Raw genomic sequence first — 17,525 nt, 5'->3', positions numbered from 1 at the left:
CGGGATGACCGACAACGCGACGGTGGCGCCTCACGGTCTCCGCTGCGATCACCTGGTCGAGCCGCTCGGCGTCGGCACCGACCGTCCGCTGCTGTCCTGGCGCCTCCGTTCCGGCCGCCGCGGCGACACCCCGGCGTCCTACCGCGTGGTGGTGACCGACGGCGGCGCCACGGTCTGGGACTCCGGCGAGGTCGCGGACCCGGCCGCCGTGTCCACCCGGTGCGTGCCGCTCACGCCCCGGACCCGCTACCACTGGCAGGTCACCGTCACCGCCGAGGACGGCGCCGCCGCCACCGCCGCGTCCTGGTTCGAGACCGGCAACGGCACGTGGACCGCGGCCTGGATCACCCACGACCCGTCCGAAGTGGACGTCGTGGACGCGCCGGAGGAGGGCGTGGTCGCCCTCCCCGACCACGGCCTGCGTCCCGCCATCGACCTGCGCCGCACGTTCACCGTCCACACCGCACCGGTCCGCGCTCGCCTGTACGTCACGGCCCGCGGCCTGTACGAGGCGCACCTCAACGGCGTCAAGGCGGGCGACCACGAGCTGGCGCCCGGCTGGACCGACTACCGCGACCGGATCGACTACCAGACCCACGACGTGACCGACCTGATCACCAGCGGCGCCAACACCGTCGACGTCACGATCGCCGACGGCTGGTGGAGCGGCTACGTCGGGTTCGACCCGCGGCGCGCGGGCGCCCACTACGGCACGTTCCCGCAGCTGCTCGCCGAGCTGCACCTCGACCACGCCGACGGCACCCACGAGGTGATCGCGACCGACGGCACCTGGCAGTCCCGCCGCGGCCGCGTCCGCTACGCCGACCTGCTGATGGGGGAGTGCCACGACCGCGCGGCGAACCCCGGTGAGTGGCGTCCCGCGACCGTCGTCGACACCGACCACAGCCGCCTCACCGCACAGGTCGCGCCACCGGTCCGCGCGACGCGGCGACTGCGGGCCTGGACGATCACGAAGCAGGGCGACCGCCACCTCGTCGACTTCGGCCAGAACATCGCGGGCCGCGTCCGCGTCACCGCGCGGAACCTGACGCCGGGCGACCGCGTGGTCATCCGCCACGGCGAGGCCCTGAACGACGACGGCACGCTCCACACCGCGAACCTCCGCACGGCGGCGGCGACCGACGTCCTCATCGCCGGGGCGGACACCGAGACCTTCGAACCGCGCTTCACCTACCACGGCTTCCGGTACGCCGAGATCACCGGCGTGCCGGCACTGTCCGGTGCGGACATCACGGCCGTCGTCCTGCACAGCGACACCCCGCACACCGGCGAGTTCACGTGCGACGACCCGGAACTGCAGAGGCTGTACGAGAACATCCGCTGGGGCCAGTGGGGCAACTTCGTGTCCGTCCCCACCGACTGCCCGCAACGCGACGAACGCCTCGGCTGGCTCGCCGACGCGCAGGTGTTCCTGCCGACCGCCGCGTTCAACGCCGACGTGGCCGCGTTCTTCGCGGGCTGGCTGCGCGAGGTCCGGGGCGCGCAGTCACCCGACGGCGGCTTCACCAACGTCGCCCCGCGCCTCGCGGGCGTCGCCGACGAGGGCGCACCCGGCTGGGCCGACGCGGGTGTCCTCATCCCGTGGCACCTCTACGAGGTCTACGGCGACGAACGGTTCCTGGCGGACAACATCGACGCCATGCGCGCGTGGGTCGCCTTCGTGCACCGCCACAACCCGGACCTGGTGTGGCGCGACAAGGTCGGCCCGCACTTCGCCGACTGGCTCGCCCCGGTCCCCACGCCACGCGAGGTCGTCGCCACCGCCTACTTCGCCCGCAGCGCCGAACTCACCGCCCGGGCCGCCGCCGTCCTCGGACAGCCGCACGACGCGACGCTCGCCGAGCGCATCCGCGCGACGTTCGTCGAGCGGTTCTGGCGCGACGGCCGCCTCCACGGCGACACCCAGACCGCCTACCTGCTCGCGCTCGCGTTCGACCTGCTGCCCGGCGACCTCGTCCCGCACGCCGTCGCCCGGCTCGTCGAGCTGACCGAGGACGGCATCGCCACCGGCTTCCTCGGCGTCTCCCTGATCGCGCCGGTGCTCGACCGCTTCGGCCACCCCGAACGCGCGCACGCCCTGCTGGCCAACGACGAACCGCCGTCGTGGCGGTACCCGCTGCGGCACGGCGCGACCACGGTCTGGGAACGCTGGGACGGCTACACCGCCGAACGCGGCTTCCAGGTCGCCGCCATGAACTCGTTCAACCACTACGCGCTCGGCTCGGTCGGCGAGTGGCTCTACCGCGGCGTCGCGGGCCTCGACCAGGCCCCCGGCTCGGTCGGCTACCGCGACCTGCTGATCCGCCCGCGACCGGGACCGCTGACGCGCGCGGGCGCCCGGTACGAGTCGGTCCGCGGCACCGTCGCGACCGGCTGGTCCATCGAGGACGGCAGGTTCACCCTCGCCGTCACCGTGCCACCCGGCGCGACCGCCACCGTGCACGTGCCGACCGCCGACCCCTCGAGCGTGCGGGAACGGGGCCTGCCGGTGCGGGAGGCCGCCGGCGTCCGCGTGCTCCACACCGAGCCAGGCGCGCTCGTCTGCCTGCTCACCTCGGGGGACTTCCATTTCACCTCGGCAGCGCCGCCACCTCAGGAGTGATCATGACCATCGACAAGCTGTCCCGGCGCGGGTTCCTCGCGCTCACCGGCGGGGTCGCCGCGACCGCGGCGCTGGCCGCCTGCGGCGGTTCGGGCAGCGGCGACACGCTGCGGCTCATCGGTGTCGCCGACCAGCAGAAGCCGCTCGACCAGCTCACCAAGGCGTACAAGAAGATCGGGTTCTCCACCTCGTACGCGCCGACCGACCAGGTGCAGACGTCGGTGCGCACGCAGCTCGGCGCGGGCAACGCGCCGGACGTGCACGTCGTGTACCCGGGCAACGGCAGCGCGATGAGCATGGTGCAGATCGCGGACGCGAACCTGCTCGCCGACCTGTCCGACCAGGAGTGGACGAAGAAGATCCCGGAGAACTTCAAGCCGGCCTTCCAGAAAGACGGCAAGACCTACATCTACTCGGCGGGCGCGAGCGTCATCGGCGCGATCTACAACACGAAGGTGTTCGCCGAGGTCGGCGTGCAGCCGCCGACGACGTGGCCGGAGTTCCTCGACGTGTGCGCGAAGCTCAAGGCGGCGGGCAAGGTCCCGATCGCGCTCGGCGCCCAGACCCCGTGGATCACGCAGCTGATCACCTATGCGCTCGTGCCGTCCACCGTGTACGCGAAGGACCCGGACTTCGACGAGAAGATGGCTGACGGGTCTGCCAGCTTCGCCGACTCGGGCTGGGCCGACGCGTTCGAGATGTACCTGGACCTGCAGAAGCGCGGCTACTTCAACGACAACCCGAACGGCACCACGTTCGAGCAGCAGACCTCGATGGTGGCGACCGGCAAGGCCGCCATGGCGATCCAGGTGAGCGCGGTCCTGCCGGACTTCCGCGACGCCGCGCCCAGCCCGGACGACCTGTCGATGTTCCCCGTGCCCGGCGCGGACACCGCGGACGGCGTGTGGATCCCGGCGGGCATCGTCGTCGGGCTCGGCGTGAACGCCCGCAGCAAGAAGCTCGCCGACGCCACGGCGTTCATCGAGTTCCTCGGCGAGCAGGAGAACATCAACGCGTGGTCGGAGGCGGTCGCGTGCGTGCCGCTCGTGCGGGACGCCTCCTCGAAGATCGACCCGGTGCTCGATCCGTTCCTGCCGTTCCTCGACGAGAACAGGGCGGTGCCGTTCATGGACCAGGCGTGGCCCAACGCCGAGGTGCAGCCCGCGCACTTCGCGGTCGTGCAGGAGCTGCTCGGTGGCCAGACCACCATCCCGGAGGCCCTCGCGAAGCTCGACCAGACCTACCGGAAGAGCTAGCCCGTGCGGCACAGGTTTCTCCTGCCGCCGTGGTGGTTCGCGGTGCCCGCGCTGCTCGTGTACGCACTCGTCGTGCTGTACCCGAGCGGTGCCGGCATCGTGTACGCCTTCACCGACTGGACGGGTATCGGCGACTTCTCGTTCGTCGGCTTCGACAACTTCAGCCAGCTGTGGAACGACGAAGCCGCACGCGGGTCGCTGCTCAACACGCTGTTGCTGACGCTCGCCATCGTGGTGGTGCAGAACGGGATCGGGCTGCTGCTCGCGCTCGGCGTGCACGCGCGCATCAAGTCGCGGGCACTGCTGCGGGTGATCTTCTTCGCCCCCGCGGTGGTGAGCCCGGTGATGGTCGCGTTCCTGTGGAAGTACGTCTACAACCCCGATCCCGAGTCCGGGCTCAACGGGATCCTCGGCGCGCTCGGGCTCGGTGGCTGGCGGCAGGACTGGCTCGGTGACCCCGACCTCGCGCTGTGGTCGGTGGCGTTCATGGTCGTGTGGCAGTTCGCGGGCTACTCGATGGTGATCTTCCTCGCCGGGCTGGAGTCGGTGCCCGGCGACCTGCACGAGGCCGCGATGATCGACGGCGCCGGGCGGTGGCAGCGGTTCCGGCACGTGACGTGGCCGCTGCTCGCACCCGCGGTCACCGTCAACGTGATGTTGTCCACGATCGGCGGGCTCAAGCTGTTCGACCAGGTGTACGCGGCCACGAACGGTGGCCCCGGGCACGCCAGCGAGACGCTGTCCACTGTGCTCTACAAGCAGGCGTTCGTGTTCGGCAACTACGGCTACTCGACGGCGATCGCGCTGGTGCTCGCCCTGTTCGTCGCGGCGGTCTCGTTGGTCCAGATCCACTTCCTGCGCGGTCGGGAGGTCACGTCATGAGTTTCCGATATGGACTCCGGACGTTCGCGCTCGAGTTGTTGATGATCGCGGTCGCGGTGGCTTTCCTGTTCCCTGTGTACGCGCTGGTGACGCTGTCCCTGAAGGACCAGCGACAGGTCGCGGAGTCGCCGCTGGGACTCCCGTCGTCGCCGACGTTCGACAACTTCGGCAGCGCCTGGGAACGGGCGTCGTTCGGTGACGCGTTGCTGAACAGCACGGTGATCACCGTCGCGAGCGTGGTGGTGCTGATCGGGATCGGCTCGTTCGCCGCGTACTTCATCGCGCGCTGCCAGACCCGGCTCGGGTACGGCCTGTACGTGCTGTTCCTGCTCGGCATCGTGCTGCCGTTCCAGCTCGGCATGATCCCGCTGTTCTCGATGGCCGACGACGCGGGCCTGCTCGGCACCTACCAGGGGATGATCGTCTTCTACACCGGCATCCAGCTGCCGTTCACGATCTTCCTCTACACCGGGTTCATCCGCGCGCTGCCGAACGACTACGCCGACGCGGCGCTGATCGACGGCGCGAGCCACTTCCGCGCGTTCCGGCAGGTCGTGTTCCCGCTGCTGCGGCCGGTCACCGGCACCGTGCTGATCCTGAACGCGGTGTTCGTGTGGAACGACTTCCTGACCCCGCTGCTGTACCTCGGCGGGTCGGAGAAGGAGACGATCCCCGTGCGGGTCTTCTCGTTCGTCGGGCAGTACGTGTCCGACTACGGCCTCGTGTTCGCCGGGCTCGTGCTGGCCGCGCTGCCGATCCTGGCGATTTTCCTGGTGCTCCAGAAGTACGTGATCAAGGGCTTCTCCAGCGGCCTGAAGGGCTAGCTCAACTCCCAGGTTTCCCCACCAAGGAGGTTGTCTTGACCACACCCATGTCCCGGCGACGGGCGTTAGGGCTCGGCGGTGCCGGCGCCGCGGCGGTGCTGCTGGGCACCGGCGCGTGGAACGCGGCGGGCGCGTTCGCGGCACCCAAGGCGGGTGGCGTGTTCACGCTCGGCGTCGCGTCCGGTGACCCGGCACCGGACGGTGTCGTGCTGTGGACCCGGCTCGCCAGCGACCCGTTCGCGGTGGACGGCAAGGGCGGCATGCCGGACCGCCCCGTGCGCGTCGAGTACGAGGTCGCGGTCGACGAGCGGTTCCGCGGTGTCGTGCGGCGCGGCAGCGTCGTCGCCACCCCGGAGCTGGGGCACTCGGTGCACCCGGAGATCCACGGGCTCGCCCCGGACCACGAGTACTACTACCGGTTCCGCGTCGGCGACGAGATCTCGCCGGCCGGCCGCACGAGGACCATGCCCGCGCTGCACTCGAACCCGCGCGAGCTGAACTTCGCGTTCGCGTCCTGCCAGGCGTGGCAGGACGGGTACTTCACCGCCTTCGACCACATCGCGGCCGAGGACATCGACTTCGTGGTGCACCTCGGTGACTACCTGTACGAGTCGGGCGTCCGCACCAACCGCCGCGGCGTGGTGACGGATCCGCGCTTCCACACCGAGACGTTCGACCTGGCGCGCTACCGGCTGCAGTACTCGCTGTACAAGGTGGAGGCGCCGCTGCAGAACGCGCACGCGGCGCACCCGTTCATCACCACGTTCGACGACCACGAGGTCGAGAACAACTGGGCCGGGGACATCTCGCAGGCCGACACCGAGCCGGACCAGGACCCGGCCGTGTTCCGCAAGCGCCGCGCGGACGCGTTCCAGGCCATGTACGAGAACCTGCCGCTGCGCCGCGCGCAGATGCCGACGGGGCCGGACATCCGCATGCACCGGCGGCTGTACTACGGCAAGCTCGCCGACCTCACGATGATCGACACCCGGCAGTACCGCGACGACCAGCCGTGCGGCGACGGCGGCGGCGTCGACTGCGCCGACCGGTTCGACGACGACCGCACGATTCTCGGTGCCGCACAACGGGACTGGCTGGTCGACGGCTTCTCCCGCTCGCACGCGCGGTGGCAGATCCTGGGCAACCAGGCCCCGATCGGCCAGACCGACCGCGACCCGGGCCCAGCGGTCGACGTGTGGTACGACCCGTGGGACGGCTACGTGGCGGACCGCAACCGCGTGCTGGCGGCGGCGCAGGACCGGGGCGTGCGCAACCTGGTGGTGATCACCGGCGACCGGCACCAGAACTACGCGTGGGACCTGAAGCGCGACTACGCCGACCCGACCTCGCCCACGGTGGCGACGGAGTTCGTGGGCACGTCGGTCACCAGCGGCGGCGACGGCGCCGACATGAACGACGACGGCGTGAAGTTCATGGCGGCCAACCCGCACATGAAGTTCTTCAACGCGCAGCGCGGGTACGTGCGCGTGAACGTCAACCGCGAGCGCTGGCAGAGCGACTTCCGGGTGCTGCCGTACGTGCAGCAGCCGGGCGCCCCGGTGACCACGCGGGCGAGCTTCGTGGTCGAGGACCGCGTGCCCGGCGTCCAGGAGGCCTGAGACCCCGGTGACCGGGGCACGTCCGCCAACGAGCCCCGGTCACCGGACCGAGCCGGTGGCCGCCGGAGTCTGCGCCTCGTAGACGGCGGCGGCCACGGTCAGGTCCTCCCAGGCCATGCCGACGCTCTTGAACACGCGTGGACGGTCGGCGGGCACCGTGGTCTCGCGCCGGACGATCGACGCGAGGGGGATCAGGTCCGTCGTCCCGGCGAGGATCACGTCGCCCGCCTCGCGGAGTGCGGTCGGGACCGACTCGACGACGACCGTGCGCATCAGGTCCGGCGGCAGCTCGCGGGCGTCGGGTTCGTGGGAGCCGACCGCCACGACCGTCGCGGCGGGACGGACCAGGCCGGCGGGGAACAGGGGAGTGCGGGCCGTCGTCGCGCAGCAGACGATGTCGGCGTCGGCGACCGGCGCCGGGTCGTCGGTGCGGCCCAGCAGGGTCACCGCCGCCACCTCCCGGACGGCGCCGATGGCCGCCACGTGGCCGTGTGCCTGCGGGCCCTTGCCGAAGACCACGAGGCGGGCCGGGGCCCGCGGTGCCAGGTGGTCCACCGCGAGCGCGGAGACCGCCGGGGTGCGGAGCGTGGTCAGCGCGGGACCGTCGAGCAGCGCGAGCGGTGCCAGGGTCGCCGCGTCCATGAGCACGTACACGCCCTTGATCCGCGGTGTGCCCTCGTGCGCCACCGTCGCCAGCTTCACGCCCGTGTACCGGGCACCCGACGACGGCATCAGCAGCACCTGACCAGCGGGCACCGGCACGACCGCGCGCGGGGGATCGGCGTCCACGTCCAACCCGGACAGCAGCGCCTCCCGCAACGCGGCGACGGCACCCGCGTAGCCGAGCCTCAGGACGGTGTCATGACCGAGGAACGGGACCATTTCCGCACAGTACGCTGCTGCTGCTCGGGCATTTTCTTCCAGCGTTCGACGGTCTGGACGACCCAGAAGACCGCGAAGAGCAGGATCAGCGTGACCTCGATGACCAGGATCCCGTGCGCCCAGCCGGTGCGCCAGGTGATCACCCCGAGGACCCCGGCGCTGATGGCCATGAGGATGCCGATCGTCCCGTACAGCCATTTCCACGTCCGCCGCGCGTTCAGGAACACCACGATGACGATGCAGACGAACAGGGGGATCGCCGCGCTGTAGTGCGCGTAGGCGTCGAAACCGGTACGACCTTCCCGGAACCAGTAAACACCGCCCAAGAAGATCAGCACGGCCGCCGCGAATCCCGCGATTTGCCAGGCTGTGCGCCGCTTCTGCCTGAGCAGTGTGATCAACCCCGCCACGAGGGCGATGACCCCGGCTATGAAGAAGGCGGTCATGTTGTTCTTGATGTTCTCCGGGGCGGCGTTCACCGCCACGCCGACCGATCGGCAGCCACCGGGGTGCGGCGTCGGCACCAGGGCGACGACCGGGGCGAGCATGCCGCCCAGGTTCATCAGGACGTCTTCCCCGTCTCCTTGACCCCGCAGGGCGACCATGCACACCCCGATGGTGATGAGCGCGCCGACGAAAACGGATTGGACCGGGGTGTAGTAATACGCGCTGAGGGAGCCCTGCCAGCAACGTGGATCGGTGCTCAACCGTTCCACGACCACCGCGATCAACAGCATGAAAATGACCGTGATCATGGCGATCCGGAGATATCTGTACGACTTGAGAGCGTATTCATCGTCCATGTTGGAGGCTCGCCCCGCGGGCGCTGGGTGTTGCGGGGCGACCCGAGGCGTTACGTGGTCGTGACTACAGAGTGTCACGTCCGTTGCGGTGCGTAGTGCAAATTTTCGACGAATCCGCGCAACTATCTAGCAATGCGGTGTGATCTGGGTTACGGTCCGCCACGTGACGTGGAGACGGTGGTGGGTGGTGGGCGCGGTGGTCGCCCTGGGTGTGGGTGACGCGGCGGCGGTGGCCGAGGTGCCGAGGGCGGCTCCGGTCGTCACGCGGGCCGCGCTCGCGCCGCAGCTGGTCGCGGGCCGGGGCGCGGACGTCGCGTTCCTGGAACAGGAGGCCGAGAACGCGGCCACGAACGGCACGGTCATCGGGCCCGACCGGACCGCCTACACGCTGCCCGCCGAGGCGTCCGGGCGCACCGCGGTCCGGCTCGCGCCCGGTCAGCACGTCGAGTTCACGCTCCCGGCCGACGCGAACGCGATCACCGTCCGGTACAGCATTCCCGACGCGCCGCGCGGCGGCGGCATCACCGCACCGCTGCGCGTCGCCGTCAACGGCAAGCACCGGGCGACGATGACGCTCACGTCGCAGTACGCGTGGCTCTACAACCAGTACCCGTTCACCAACGATCCCGGCGCCGACCTCCTGCACCCCGACTGGTGGATCACCGAGTGCTCGTGCGTGCCGTCGCAGACGAACCCGCCGCCGGTGATCAGCAAACCGTTCCGCCCCACGCACTTCTACGACGAGCAGCGCCTGCGGCTCGACCGCACCTACCGCGCGGGCGACACCATCCGGCTCACCGCGACCGACGGCGCCGCGTGGACCGTCGTCGACCTGCTCGACTCCGAACTGGTCGGACGGCCGCACGTCGAGAAGAGGGCACTCGACGTGCGGTTGTTCGGCGCCGACCCGACCGGTCGCCGGGACGCCGCGCCCGCGATCGAGCACGCGGTCGCGCTGGCCCGCTTCCTGAACGTCCCCGTCTACCTGCCGCCGGGTACGTTCCAGGTCAACCGGCACATCATCGTCGACGACGTCACGATCGTCGGCGCGGGCAACTGGCACACGGTCGTCAAGGGCCGCGAGGTCGCGCTCGACCCGCCCGCGCCGGACGGTTCCGCGCACACCGGCGTCGGGTTCTACGGCCGGGACGCGGCCGACGGCGGCTCCCGCAACGTGCACCTGCGCGGGTTCACCATCGAGGGCGACGTCCGCGAGCGCATCGACACCGACCAGGTCAACGGTATCGGCGGCGCGATGAGCGACTCGACGATCCGCGGGCTGTACATCCACCACACCAAGGTCGGCCTGTGGTTCGACGGGCCCATGGCGCGCACGGTCGTCGCGGACAACATCGTCACCGACCAGATCGCGGACGCGCTGAACTTCCACGTAGGCGTCACGGACTCGGTGGTGCGCAACAACTTCGTGCGCAACACCGGCGACGACGGCCTCGCCATGTGGGCGGAGCACCAGCAGAACGCCAGGAACGTCGTCGACCACAACACCGTGCAGACACCGGTATTGGCAAACGGCATCGCGCTGTACGGCGGTACCGACAACACCGTCTCGGGCAACCTCGTGGCCGACCCGATCCGCGAGGGCAGCGGCATCCACGTCGGCTCGCGGTTCGGGGCGCAGCCGTTCACCGGGCACGTGTGGATCACCGGCAACACCACGGTCCGCGCCGGCACGTACGAGCTGAACTGGAACATCGGCCTCGGCGCGATCTGGTTCTACGCGCTGGACCGCGACATCGACGCCGCGATACAGGTGACCGGCAACCACTTCCTCGACAGCACGTACAACGCGATCATGTTCGTGAGCGACTGGCCGGTGAAGGACCGGTACTCGATCCGCGGCGTGCGCTTCATGGACACGCGGATCGACGGAACCGGTACATCTGTACTGAGTGCCCGCGTGATGGGCGGCGCGACGTTCGAGAACACCGACGCCCGCAACGTGGGCGCGGTCGGCGTGAACAACTGCGGCTCGTTCAACTTCCCGGCGACGGGCTCGGAGTTCACGGTGACCGACGCGGGCGGCAACGACGGCGGCTGGCTCCAGCCGTGGATGCTCCCGAACACCATCACCTGCGACGACCGTCCCCCGGTGGTGCCACCGCCGCCGCCGTCGGAGTGGTGAGGTATTACTAGCGGGTGTTCGAGACCTACCTGCTGCCGGTCACCACGGCGCTGACGGTCTTCCCGCTGCTCGCGTTGATCGTGATGCTCCCGGTCGCGGTGGTGTCGTACCGCCGCCGCGGCCGGGCGGGTGGGTGGACGACGCTCGTCTTCTACTGCTTTCTCTTCTACCTGCTCGCGGCCCTGATGCAGACGATCGTGCCGCTGCCCGCCAACCCGGGGGAGTACTGCGCGGGCCAGTCGTACGCGTCGACACCGCAGCTGCGGCCGTTCTACTTCGTGGACGTGCTCCAGACGCGGGCGCGGGTGTCGGGGACGTGGCTGAACCCGGCGCTGTGGAGCACCGCGCTGAACGTGGTGCTGCTGGCGCCGCTCACCTTCTTCGCCCGGTACCTGTTCGGCACGCGGTTCCTGCCCGCGGTCGCGCTCGGGTTCGGGACGTCGCTGTTCTTCGAGCTGACGCAGCTGACCGGGCTGTGGTTCATCTACCCGTGCGCGTACCGGCTGTTCAGCGTGGACGACCTGATCCTGAACACGGCGGGCGCCGTGCTGGGGTGGGTCGTGGCGGGCCCGCTGATCCGGTTGCTGCCGGACCTCGACCCGTCCCGTGACCGCCGCCGGTACGCCACCCGCGTCACCGCGAGCCGTCGCGTGCTGGCCCTGCTGACCGACGCCGTGGCGTTCGGGGTGCTCGTGGTCCTGGTGCTGGGGCTGGCGAAGCTGTTCGGCGTCGACGTGTCACGCGGCCTGGTCGTGGCGGTGCTGGCGTTGGGGTACTTCTGGGTGGTGCCCGTGCTGGCGGATGGCACGGTCGGGAAGCGGGCCATGCTGCTGCGCGTGGAACGTGCCGACGGCCGCCGTGCGGGGCCGCTGTCGTGGCTGGTGCGCAACGGCGTGCTGTTGTCGCCGCTCTGGCTGGTGTGGCTGGCGCTGACGGTGGACCGGTGGGACGTTTTCGGTTCGCCGCAACAACTCCTCATCCCCGCGGGGCTCCTGGTGTCGGTCTTCGTCGTCGGTGTGTGGACCCCACTGGCAGTCTTCTTCGGCGACGAACCCGCCCCGTACGAACGCCTGTCCAGGACACAGAACGTGGCGATCGTGGTCGAGAAGCCCGCGGTGGCAAGCACATCCGGTTCGTAGCTTGCGATAAACAGCTACTTGCTATGTTGATGTCCGATTTTTTTGCGGGACGGGACGGCGGCGGCCTTCGGTCCGCTTTTCCTCCTGAGTGATCTGCCGGTGGGCGTGTTGGCCCGGATGCCACGACCCCGCCGAACAGGAAACTCGAGCTGAACACCCTTCTCGCGACACTTTACGTCAAGATCGATGACCACCTCGCGGACAGGCCCCGCATGGGCAGACCGCCGAGACTGACCGACGCCGAGCTGGTCACCCTCGCGGTGGCCCAGGCCCTGCTCGGGTTCACCTCGGACCTACCGCAACCGCACACCTCACCCCGGCGAGCCACTGCTCAAGTCGATCCGCCGGCTCATCGAGTCGGTCAACGACACCCTCACAGGCCAGCTCAACCTCGAACAACACGGCGGACGCACCATCGAGGGCGTCGGAGTCCGCATCGCCCAACGCCTCCTCGCGCTCACCGCAACCATCTGGCACAACCGCGCCACCGGCCAACCCGTCACCCGATCCCTGACCGCCTACGACCACTGACCGAGTTACGCATTACCCGTCTAGTCCATCGCGCGCGTGTCGCGCGGCGGGAGGAAAGGCTCCTCGTCCTCGGGCAACCCCTCCGCGACTTCCTTGCCACGCGTCAGTTCCGCGTCGAACTCGGCGCCGAACAGGATGGCCAGGTTCGACAGCCACAGCCAGATCAGGAACACCACGACACCGGCCAGCGAACCGTAGACCTTGTTGTACGACGCGAAGTTGGCGACGTAGATGGCGAACCCGGCCGACGCGGCCGCCCACACGACGATCGCCACCAGGCTGCCCGGCGTGATCCACCGGAACCCGGGCTGCCGCACGTTCGGCGCCGCCCAGTACAGGATCGCGATCGCCAGGCTGACCAGCACCGCGAGCACCGGCCACTTCGCGATGTTCCACACCACGATGCCGGTCGACCCGAAGCCCAGCGCGTGGCCGACGCGGTCCGCGATGCCACCGCTCAGGACGACACCCACGGCGGTGAGGGTGAGCAGCACCATCATCGTGAGCGTCAACGCGATCCGCAGCGGCACGGTCTTCCAGATCGGCCTGCCCTCCTCCACGTCGTAGATCGCGTTGGACGCGCGGATGAACCCGCCCAGGTAGCCGGACGCGGCCCACAGCGCGCTGAGCAGGCTGATGATCGCGAGCGGCCCGGCGATCGACGCTGAGCCCGCGAGTTGCTTGACCACGTCGACGAGCGTGTCCTGCGCCTGGGTCGGCGCGAACTGCCGCAGGTTGTCGGCGAGCTTGTCGGGATCCCCGACCAGCCCGATCAGGCTGGCGAGCACGAGCACCGCGGGGAACAGCGACAGCACGCTGTAGTAGGTGAGGGCGGCCGCCCAGTCGGGGAGGTTGTCGTCGATGAACTCCTTGAACGTCCGCTTCAGCGCACTCCACCACGCGTGTTTGGGCAGGTCGGTCGGCGTCTCGGCACGCATGGTGTCCTCCTGTGCTGCATCGCGTCGAGAACGCGGTTACCCCCCGCGGCAGCCGATGCAACCCCGCTCGCACCATTCGCGTGTAAACATGCATGAGCCTGCGCAGAACCACCGGCGCCGTCGCCGGTCTCGCCGTCGTGGCGGCGGTCGTGTCCGCCCCGCCCGGGATCGCGGTCCCGCACCCGGTGGCACCCACCGCCGGGACGCCGACCACGGTCACCCTGCTGACCGGCGATCAGGTCCGCGTCCTGGACGGGAAGGTCGCCGGGATCCGGATGGCGCCCGGACGCGAGACACAACCCGTGTGGCAGTACGAGATGAACGGCCACCAGTACGTGCTGCCCGCCGACGCCGCGCCGCTGGTCGAGCAGGACCGGCTGGACCGGCGGCTGTTCGACGTCACCGAACTGGTCGCGCAGGGCCTGGACGACGCGGCCACCGCCACCGTGCCGCTGATCGTCGAGGGCGCCGCGCCACGGGCGACCGAACGCACCGCGGCCGTGCCCGCGCGCGGGCTCACCGTCGTCGAGGCGCCCAAGGACGGGACCGCGTGGCGGGGCATGCGCACGGCCCGGTCCTCGGGCAAGGTGTGGCTCAACGGCCGCGTGCACCCCACGCTCGAGGACAGCGTGCCGCAGGTCGGCGCGCCGCGGGCGTGGGCGGCCGGGTTCACCGGCACGGGCGCGAAGGTCGCCGTCCTCGACACCGGTTACGACGCGGGCCACCCCGACCTCGCCGGGATCGTCGACGCCACCGCGGACTTCACCGACGAGGGGATCGCCGACACCGTCGGCCACGGCACGCACGTGGCGAGCACGATCGCCGGTTCCGGCGCCGCGTCCGACGGTCGCCGCAAGGGCGTGGCGCCCGGCGCGCGGCTGTTGATCGGCAAGGTGCTCGGGGAGTGGGGCGGCACCGAGGCCGGGATCATCGCCGGCATGCAGTGGGCCGTCGACCAGGGCGCGGACGTGGTCAACATGAGCCTCGGCGGCGGCCCGACCGACGGCACGGACCTCATGTCGCAGACGCTGAACGAGCTGTCCGACGCCGGCGGCACCCTGTTCGTCGTGGCCGCGGGCAACAGCGGGGCCCGCGAGACCGTCGGCTCGCCCGGCACCGCGGACCGCGCGCTGACCGTCGGCAGCGTCACCAAGGACGACCGGCTGTCGGTGTTCTCCAGCCAGGGCCCGCGCATCGGCGACCACGGCCTCAAACCCGAGCTCGCCGCACCGGGCTCGGACATCGTCGCGGCGCGCGCCGCGGGCACCGACCCGGGGACGTCCGTCGACGAGCACTACACGCGGATGTCCGGCACCTCCATGGCGACCCCGCACGTGGCGGGCGCGGCCGCGATCCTCGCCGGGCAGCACCCGGACTGGAACGCGGCGCGGATCAAGGACGCGCTCGTCGGCAGCGCGCACCGGCTCGCCGGTGTCGACACCTACGCGCAGGGCGCGGGACGGCTCGACGTCGCCCGCGCGGTGAGCCAGCGGGTGCGTGCCGAGGGCGTGCTGGGCTTCGGCACGACGTGGGCCGGTGACGCGGACACCGTGACCAGGAAGGTCGGCTACGTCAACGACGGCGACACCCCGGTCGCGCTGGACCTCGCGCTCGGCGCGGACCGCGAGCTGTTCACTGTGGACAGAACGCGCGTCACGGTGCCCGCGCACGGCACGGCGGCCGTCACCGTGACCCTCCGCGTGCCGGACGAGGCCGCGGGCGAGCCGAGCGGCGCGCTCGTCGCCACGGGGGACGGTGTCCGGCTGACCACGCCGCTCACCGCGTACCTGCCCGGGACCGCGCGCACGCTGACGGTCACGGTCGTGCCCCGGGGCGCGAACCCGGTGACGTCGCTGCTGGTCGTGCAGGACACGCGCACCGGCAAGGCGCAGAGCGGCGTGTTCTTCGCCGGGGAGACCGCCACGTTCACCGTGCCCGAGGGCGACTACCGCGTGCTGGGCCGCGCCATGGACTTCACCGAGGGCACGGACACGCTGTTCGTCGAGCCCGCGGCGGTCGCCGGTGACACGGAACTGGTCGTGGACACCAAGCGGGGCAAGCAGATCACGGTGTCGCTGGACGACCCGGGCGCCCGGTGGCAGTACGGCGGCGGCACGGCCGTGCAGTCCCAGGTGGCGGGCACCGGCGCGAGCGTGGCGCGCACCAGCAACGTGTCCCGCCGCCAGAAGCTGTACACGATAGGCGGCCCGCGCATGAAGGGCGTCGGCCTCGTCCACTTCGGGTACTGGACCCACCCGTTCGCGACCATCACCGTCGACGGACAGGACGGCTTCGAGGTCGAGGACATCTACGTCGCGCACCACCCGCGCCTGACCGGCACGATCACCGGTGAGATCGCGTACGTCGGTCACGGTGACCGGGCGGCCATCGACGCGGCGGGCGACGTGCGCGGCAAGATCGCGGTGATCGCCTCGACGGGCCCGGACGACCCGGTGTACCCGCCGGAGGAACAGCTGCAGGAGGGCATCGCGCTGCTGGCGGAGCGGGGCGCGACGCTGGTGCTGTCGAACTTCAACCCGCAGTACAGCGACCCGGACGAGCCGGACCTGCCGCTGCCGGTCGTGATGGTGTTCAACCTGGCGGACCTGCAGGAGATGGCGGCGCGGCTGGCGGACGGCCCGGTGACCGTCACCGCGACCGGCAGGGCGAACAGCCCGGCGTCGTACTTCCTCGCGGGCCGCGTCGACGGCCGCGTCCCGGACGGGCACGCGTTCCGCTTCGCGCGCGAGGAGCTGGGCGCCATCGACCGCGAGCTGGTGGACACGCTGCCCGCGAAGAAGTACCGGTACCTGCCGGCGAACTGGTCGTACGGCGGTTTCACGGCGGGCGCGGACGTGGAGGTCGCGTGGCCGAGACGGGGCACCGACTACGTCACCCCGGGCGCCGCGCTGACCATGTACGGCTCGGCGGGCTTCACCGACGACGGCGGCTTCGGCAACGAGGTGGCGATCCCGATGACGGTGCGCCGCGGTGAGCGCAAGCACGTGCGGATGTTCGGCGCCCCGTTCGGCCCGGAGCTGACCGCGGCCCCGACGAGCAGGCAGGACGGCGAACCGGTGCCGTACGCGTACCGCCAGGGCAACAGGCTGACACTGGCGATCCCCATGTTCGCCGACAACGACCCGGCCAACGCGGGCTCCTTCGACGCGACGAACACCGGCACCACGGTCGTCCGCGCGCAGGGCAGGGAGATCGCCCGCCGCGACGACGTCCCGGCCCTGGGCACGTTCGACGTGCCGCCGGGCCCGGGCACGTTCACGGTGGAGGCGACCGCGAACCGCCCGGCCGCGGCGACGCTGGAACCGGCGCTGTCGACCCACACGAGCGCGACGTGGACGTTCACGGCGGCGGCAGGCACGGGGGAGCGGGTGGCGCTCCCGCTGTTGGACATCCGGTGGTCGCTGCCGCTCGACGCCCACAACCGCGCTGCCCGCGGTGCACTGACCGGTGGCGTGACGGTGGCGACCCAGCCGGGCGCACGCGAGTCCGGCATCCGGTCGGTGACGGTGGCGGTCTCGTACGACGAGGGCAAGACCTGGCACCAGGCGACGGTCGACCGCAAGGCGGGGAAGTTCCAGGTCCGTCTCCCGGGCGGTGGCGAGGCAGGCGGGTATGCGTCGTTGCGCGCCACCGCCGTCGCGCACAACGGCAACGCGGTCACGGAGACGGTGACGAGGGTATACGCCCTTCGGTGATCACCGAGGAGGAGCGACGCCCTTCGAGGCATGCGGTGCCTCGAAGGGCGGAGTGGGTGGGTGGGTTTGCTGGCGGAGTGGGTGGGTGGGTTTGCTGGCGGAGTGGGTGGGTGGGTTTGCTGGCGGAGTGGGTGGGTGGGTTTGCTGGCGGAGTGGGTGGGTGGGTTTG

General features: G+C 70.8%; 11 protein-coding genes and 1 pseudogene. 9 read left to right on the top strand and 3 right to left on the bottom strand.

The genetic code is table 11. From position 1 onward, the window contains the following. Positions 1 to 4 precede the first annotated feature (4 nt). From ACYQ77_RS13130 to ACYQ77_RS13110, 5 genes are read left to right on the top strand one after another with little or no spacing between them, the layout of a single operon-like run. Complete coding sequence (locus ACYQ77_RS13130; protein WP_459710793.1) at positions 5 to 2,623, top strand: alpha-L-rhamnosidase; 2,619 nt, start codon at positions 5 to 7, stop codon at positions 2,621 to 2,623. A gap of 2 nt (positions 2,624 to 2,625) precedes the next feature. Then, positions 2,626 to 3,879, top strand: a complete 1,254-nt coding sequence (locus tag ACYQ77_RS13125) for an ABC transporter substrate-binding protein (RefSeq protein ID WP_459710791.1) — start codon at positions 2,626 to 2,628, stop codon at positions 3,877 to 3,879. Positions 3,880 to 3,882: 3 nt separating this feature from the next. After that, positions 3,883 to 4,761, top strand: a complete 879-nt coding sequence (locus ACYQ77_RS13120) for a carbohydrate ABC transporter permease (protein ID WP_459710789.1) — start codon at positions 3,883 to 3,885, stop codon at positions 4,759 to 4,761. Further along, positions 4,758 to 5,585 carry a carbohydrate ABC transporter permease gene (locus ACYQ77_RS13115; RefSeq protein WP_459710788.1) on the top strand — a complete coding sequence of 276 codons (828 nt, stop codon included), beginning with the start codon at positions 4,758 to 4,760 and terminating at the stop codon, positions 5,583 to 5,585. Before ACYQ77_RS13120 ends, ACYQ77_RS13115 begins: the two co-directional genes overlap by 4 nt. A gap of 47 nt (positions 5,586 to 5,632) precedes the next feature. Continuing rightward, positions 5,633 to 7,204: an alkaline phosphatase D family protein gene (locus tag ACYQ77_RS13110; protein ID WP_459711909.1), complete on the top strand. Its 1,572-nt coding sequence runs from the start codon at positions 5,633 to 5,635 to the stop codon at positions 7,202 to 7,204. Between the two features lie 39 nt (positions 7,205 to 7,243). On the opposite strand, the gene ACYQ77_RS13105 is transcribed toward ACYQ77_RS13110, so the two are convergent. Both ACYQ77_RS13105 and ACYQ77_RS13100 read right to left on the bottom strand, forming a co-directional pair. Beyond that, positions 7,244 to 8,086 (bottom strand): ornithine cyclodeaminase family protein, encoded by an 843-nt coding sequence (locus ACYQ77_RS13105; protein ID WP_459710786.1) that lies wholly within the window; start codon positions 8,084 to 8,086, stop codon positions 7,244 to 7,246. Beyond that, positions 8,053 to 8,889: a hypothetical protein gene (locus tag ACYQ77_RS13100; RefSeq protein WP_459710784.1), complete on the bottom strand. Its 837-nt coding sequence runs from the start codon at positions 8,887 to 8,889 to the stop codon at positions 8,053 to 8,055. Before ACYQ77_RS13100 ends, ACYQ77_RS13105 begins: the two co-directional genes overlap by 34 nt. Before the next feature lie 163 nt (positions 8,890 to 9,052). Here ACYQ77_RS13100 and ACYQ77_RS13095 point away from each other — a divergent pair, with 163 nt between their 5' ends. The 3 genes and pseudogenes from ACYQ77_RS13095 to ACYQ77_RS13085 form a co-directional block, all read left to right on the top strand. Further along, the gene (locus ACYQ77_RS13095; protein WP_459710782.1) at positions 9,053 to 11,032 is read left to right on the top strand and encodes a glycosyl hydrolase family 28-related protein; all 1,980 of its coding nucleotides are present in this window, start codon (positions 9,053 to 9,055) and stop codon (positions 11,030 to 11,032) included. 14 nt (positions 11,033 to 11,046) lie between these two features. Continuing rightward, the gene (locus ACYQ77_RS13090) at positions 11,047 to 12,171 is read left to right on the top strand and encodes a VanZ family protein (protein ID WP_459710780.1); all 1,125 of its coding nucleotides are present in this window, start codon (positions 11,047 to 11,049) and stop codon (positions 12,169 to 12,171) included. A 330-nt stretch (positions 12,172 to 12,501) separates the two neighbouring features. Then, positions 12,502 to 12,702: pseudogene (locus ACYQ77_RS13085) on the top strand (IS982 family transposase); the annotation flags it as partial. Positions 12,703 to 12,722: 20 nt separating this feature from the next. Here ACYQ77_RS13085 and ACYQ77_RS13080 read toward each other — a convergent pair. Then, positions 12,723 to 13,640, bottom strand: coding sequence for a YihY/virulence factor BrkB family protein (locus ACYQ77_RS13080; RefSeq protein ID WP_459710779.1), 918 nt, complete (start codon positions 13,638 to 13,640; stop codon positions 12,723 to 12,725). 92 nt (positions 13,641 to 13,732) lie between these two features. Between ACYQ77_RS13080 and ACYQ77_RS13075 the strand changes: the two genes are divergently transcribed. Beyond that, positions 13,733 to 17,356 carry a S8 family serine peptidase gene (locus ACYQ77_RS13075; RefSeq protein ID WP_459710777.1) on the top strand — a complete coding sequence of 1,208 codons (3,624 nt, stop codon included), beginning with the start codon at positions 13,733 to 13,735 and terminating at the stop codon, positions 17,354 to 17,356. Positions 17,357 to 17,525: the final 169 nt, after the last annotated feature.

The sequence above is a fragment of the Actinophytocola sp. KF-1 genome (assembly GCF_054661535.1).
Note: the sequence above shows the minus strand (reverse complement) of the source record. Positions and strands in the feature narration are given on the sequence as shown.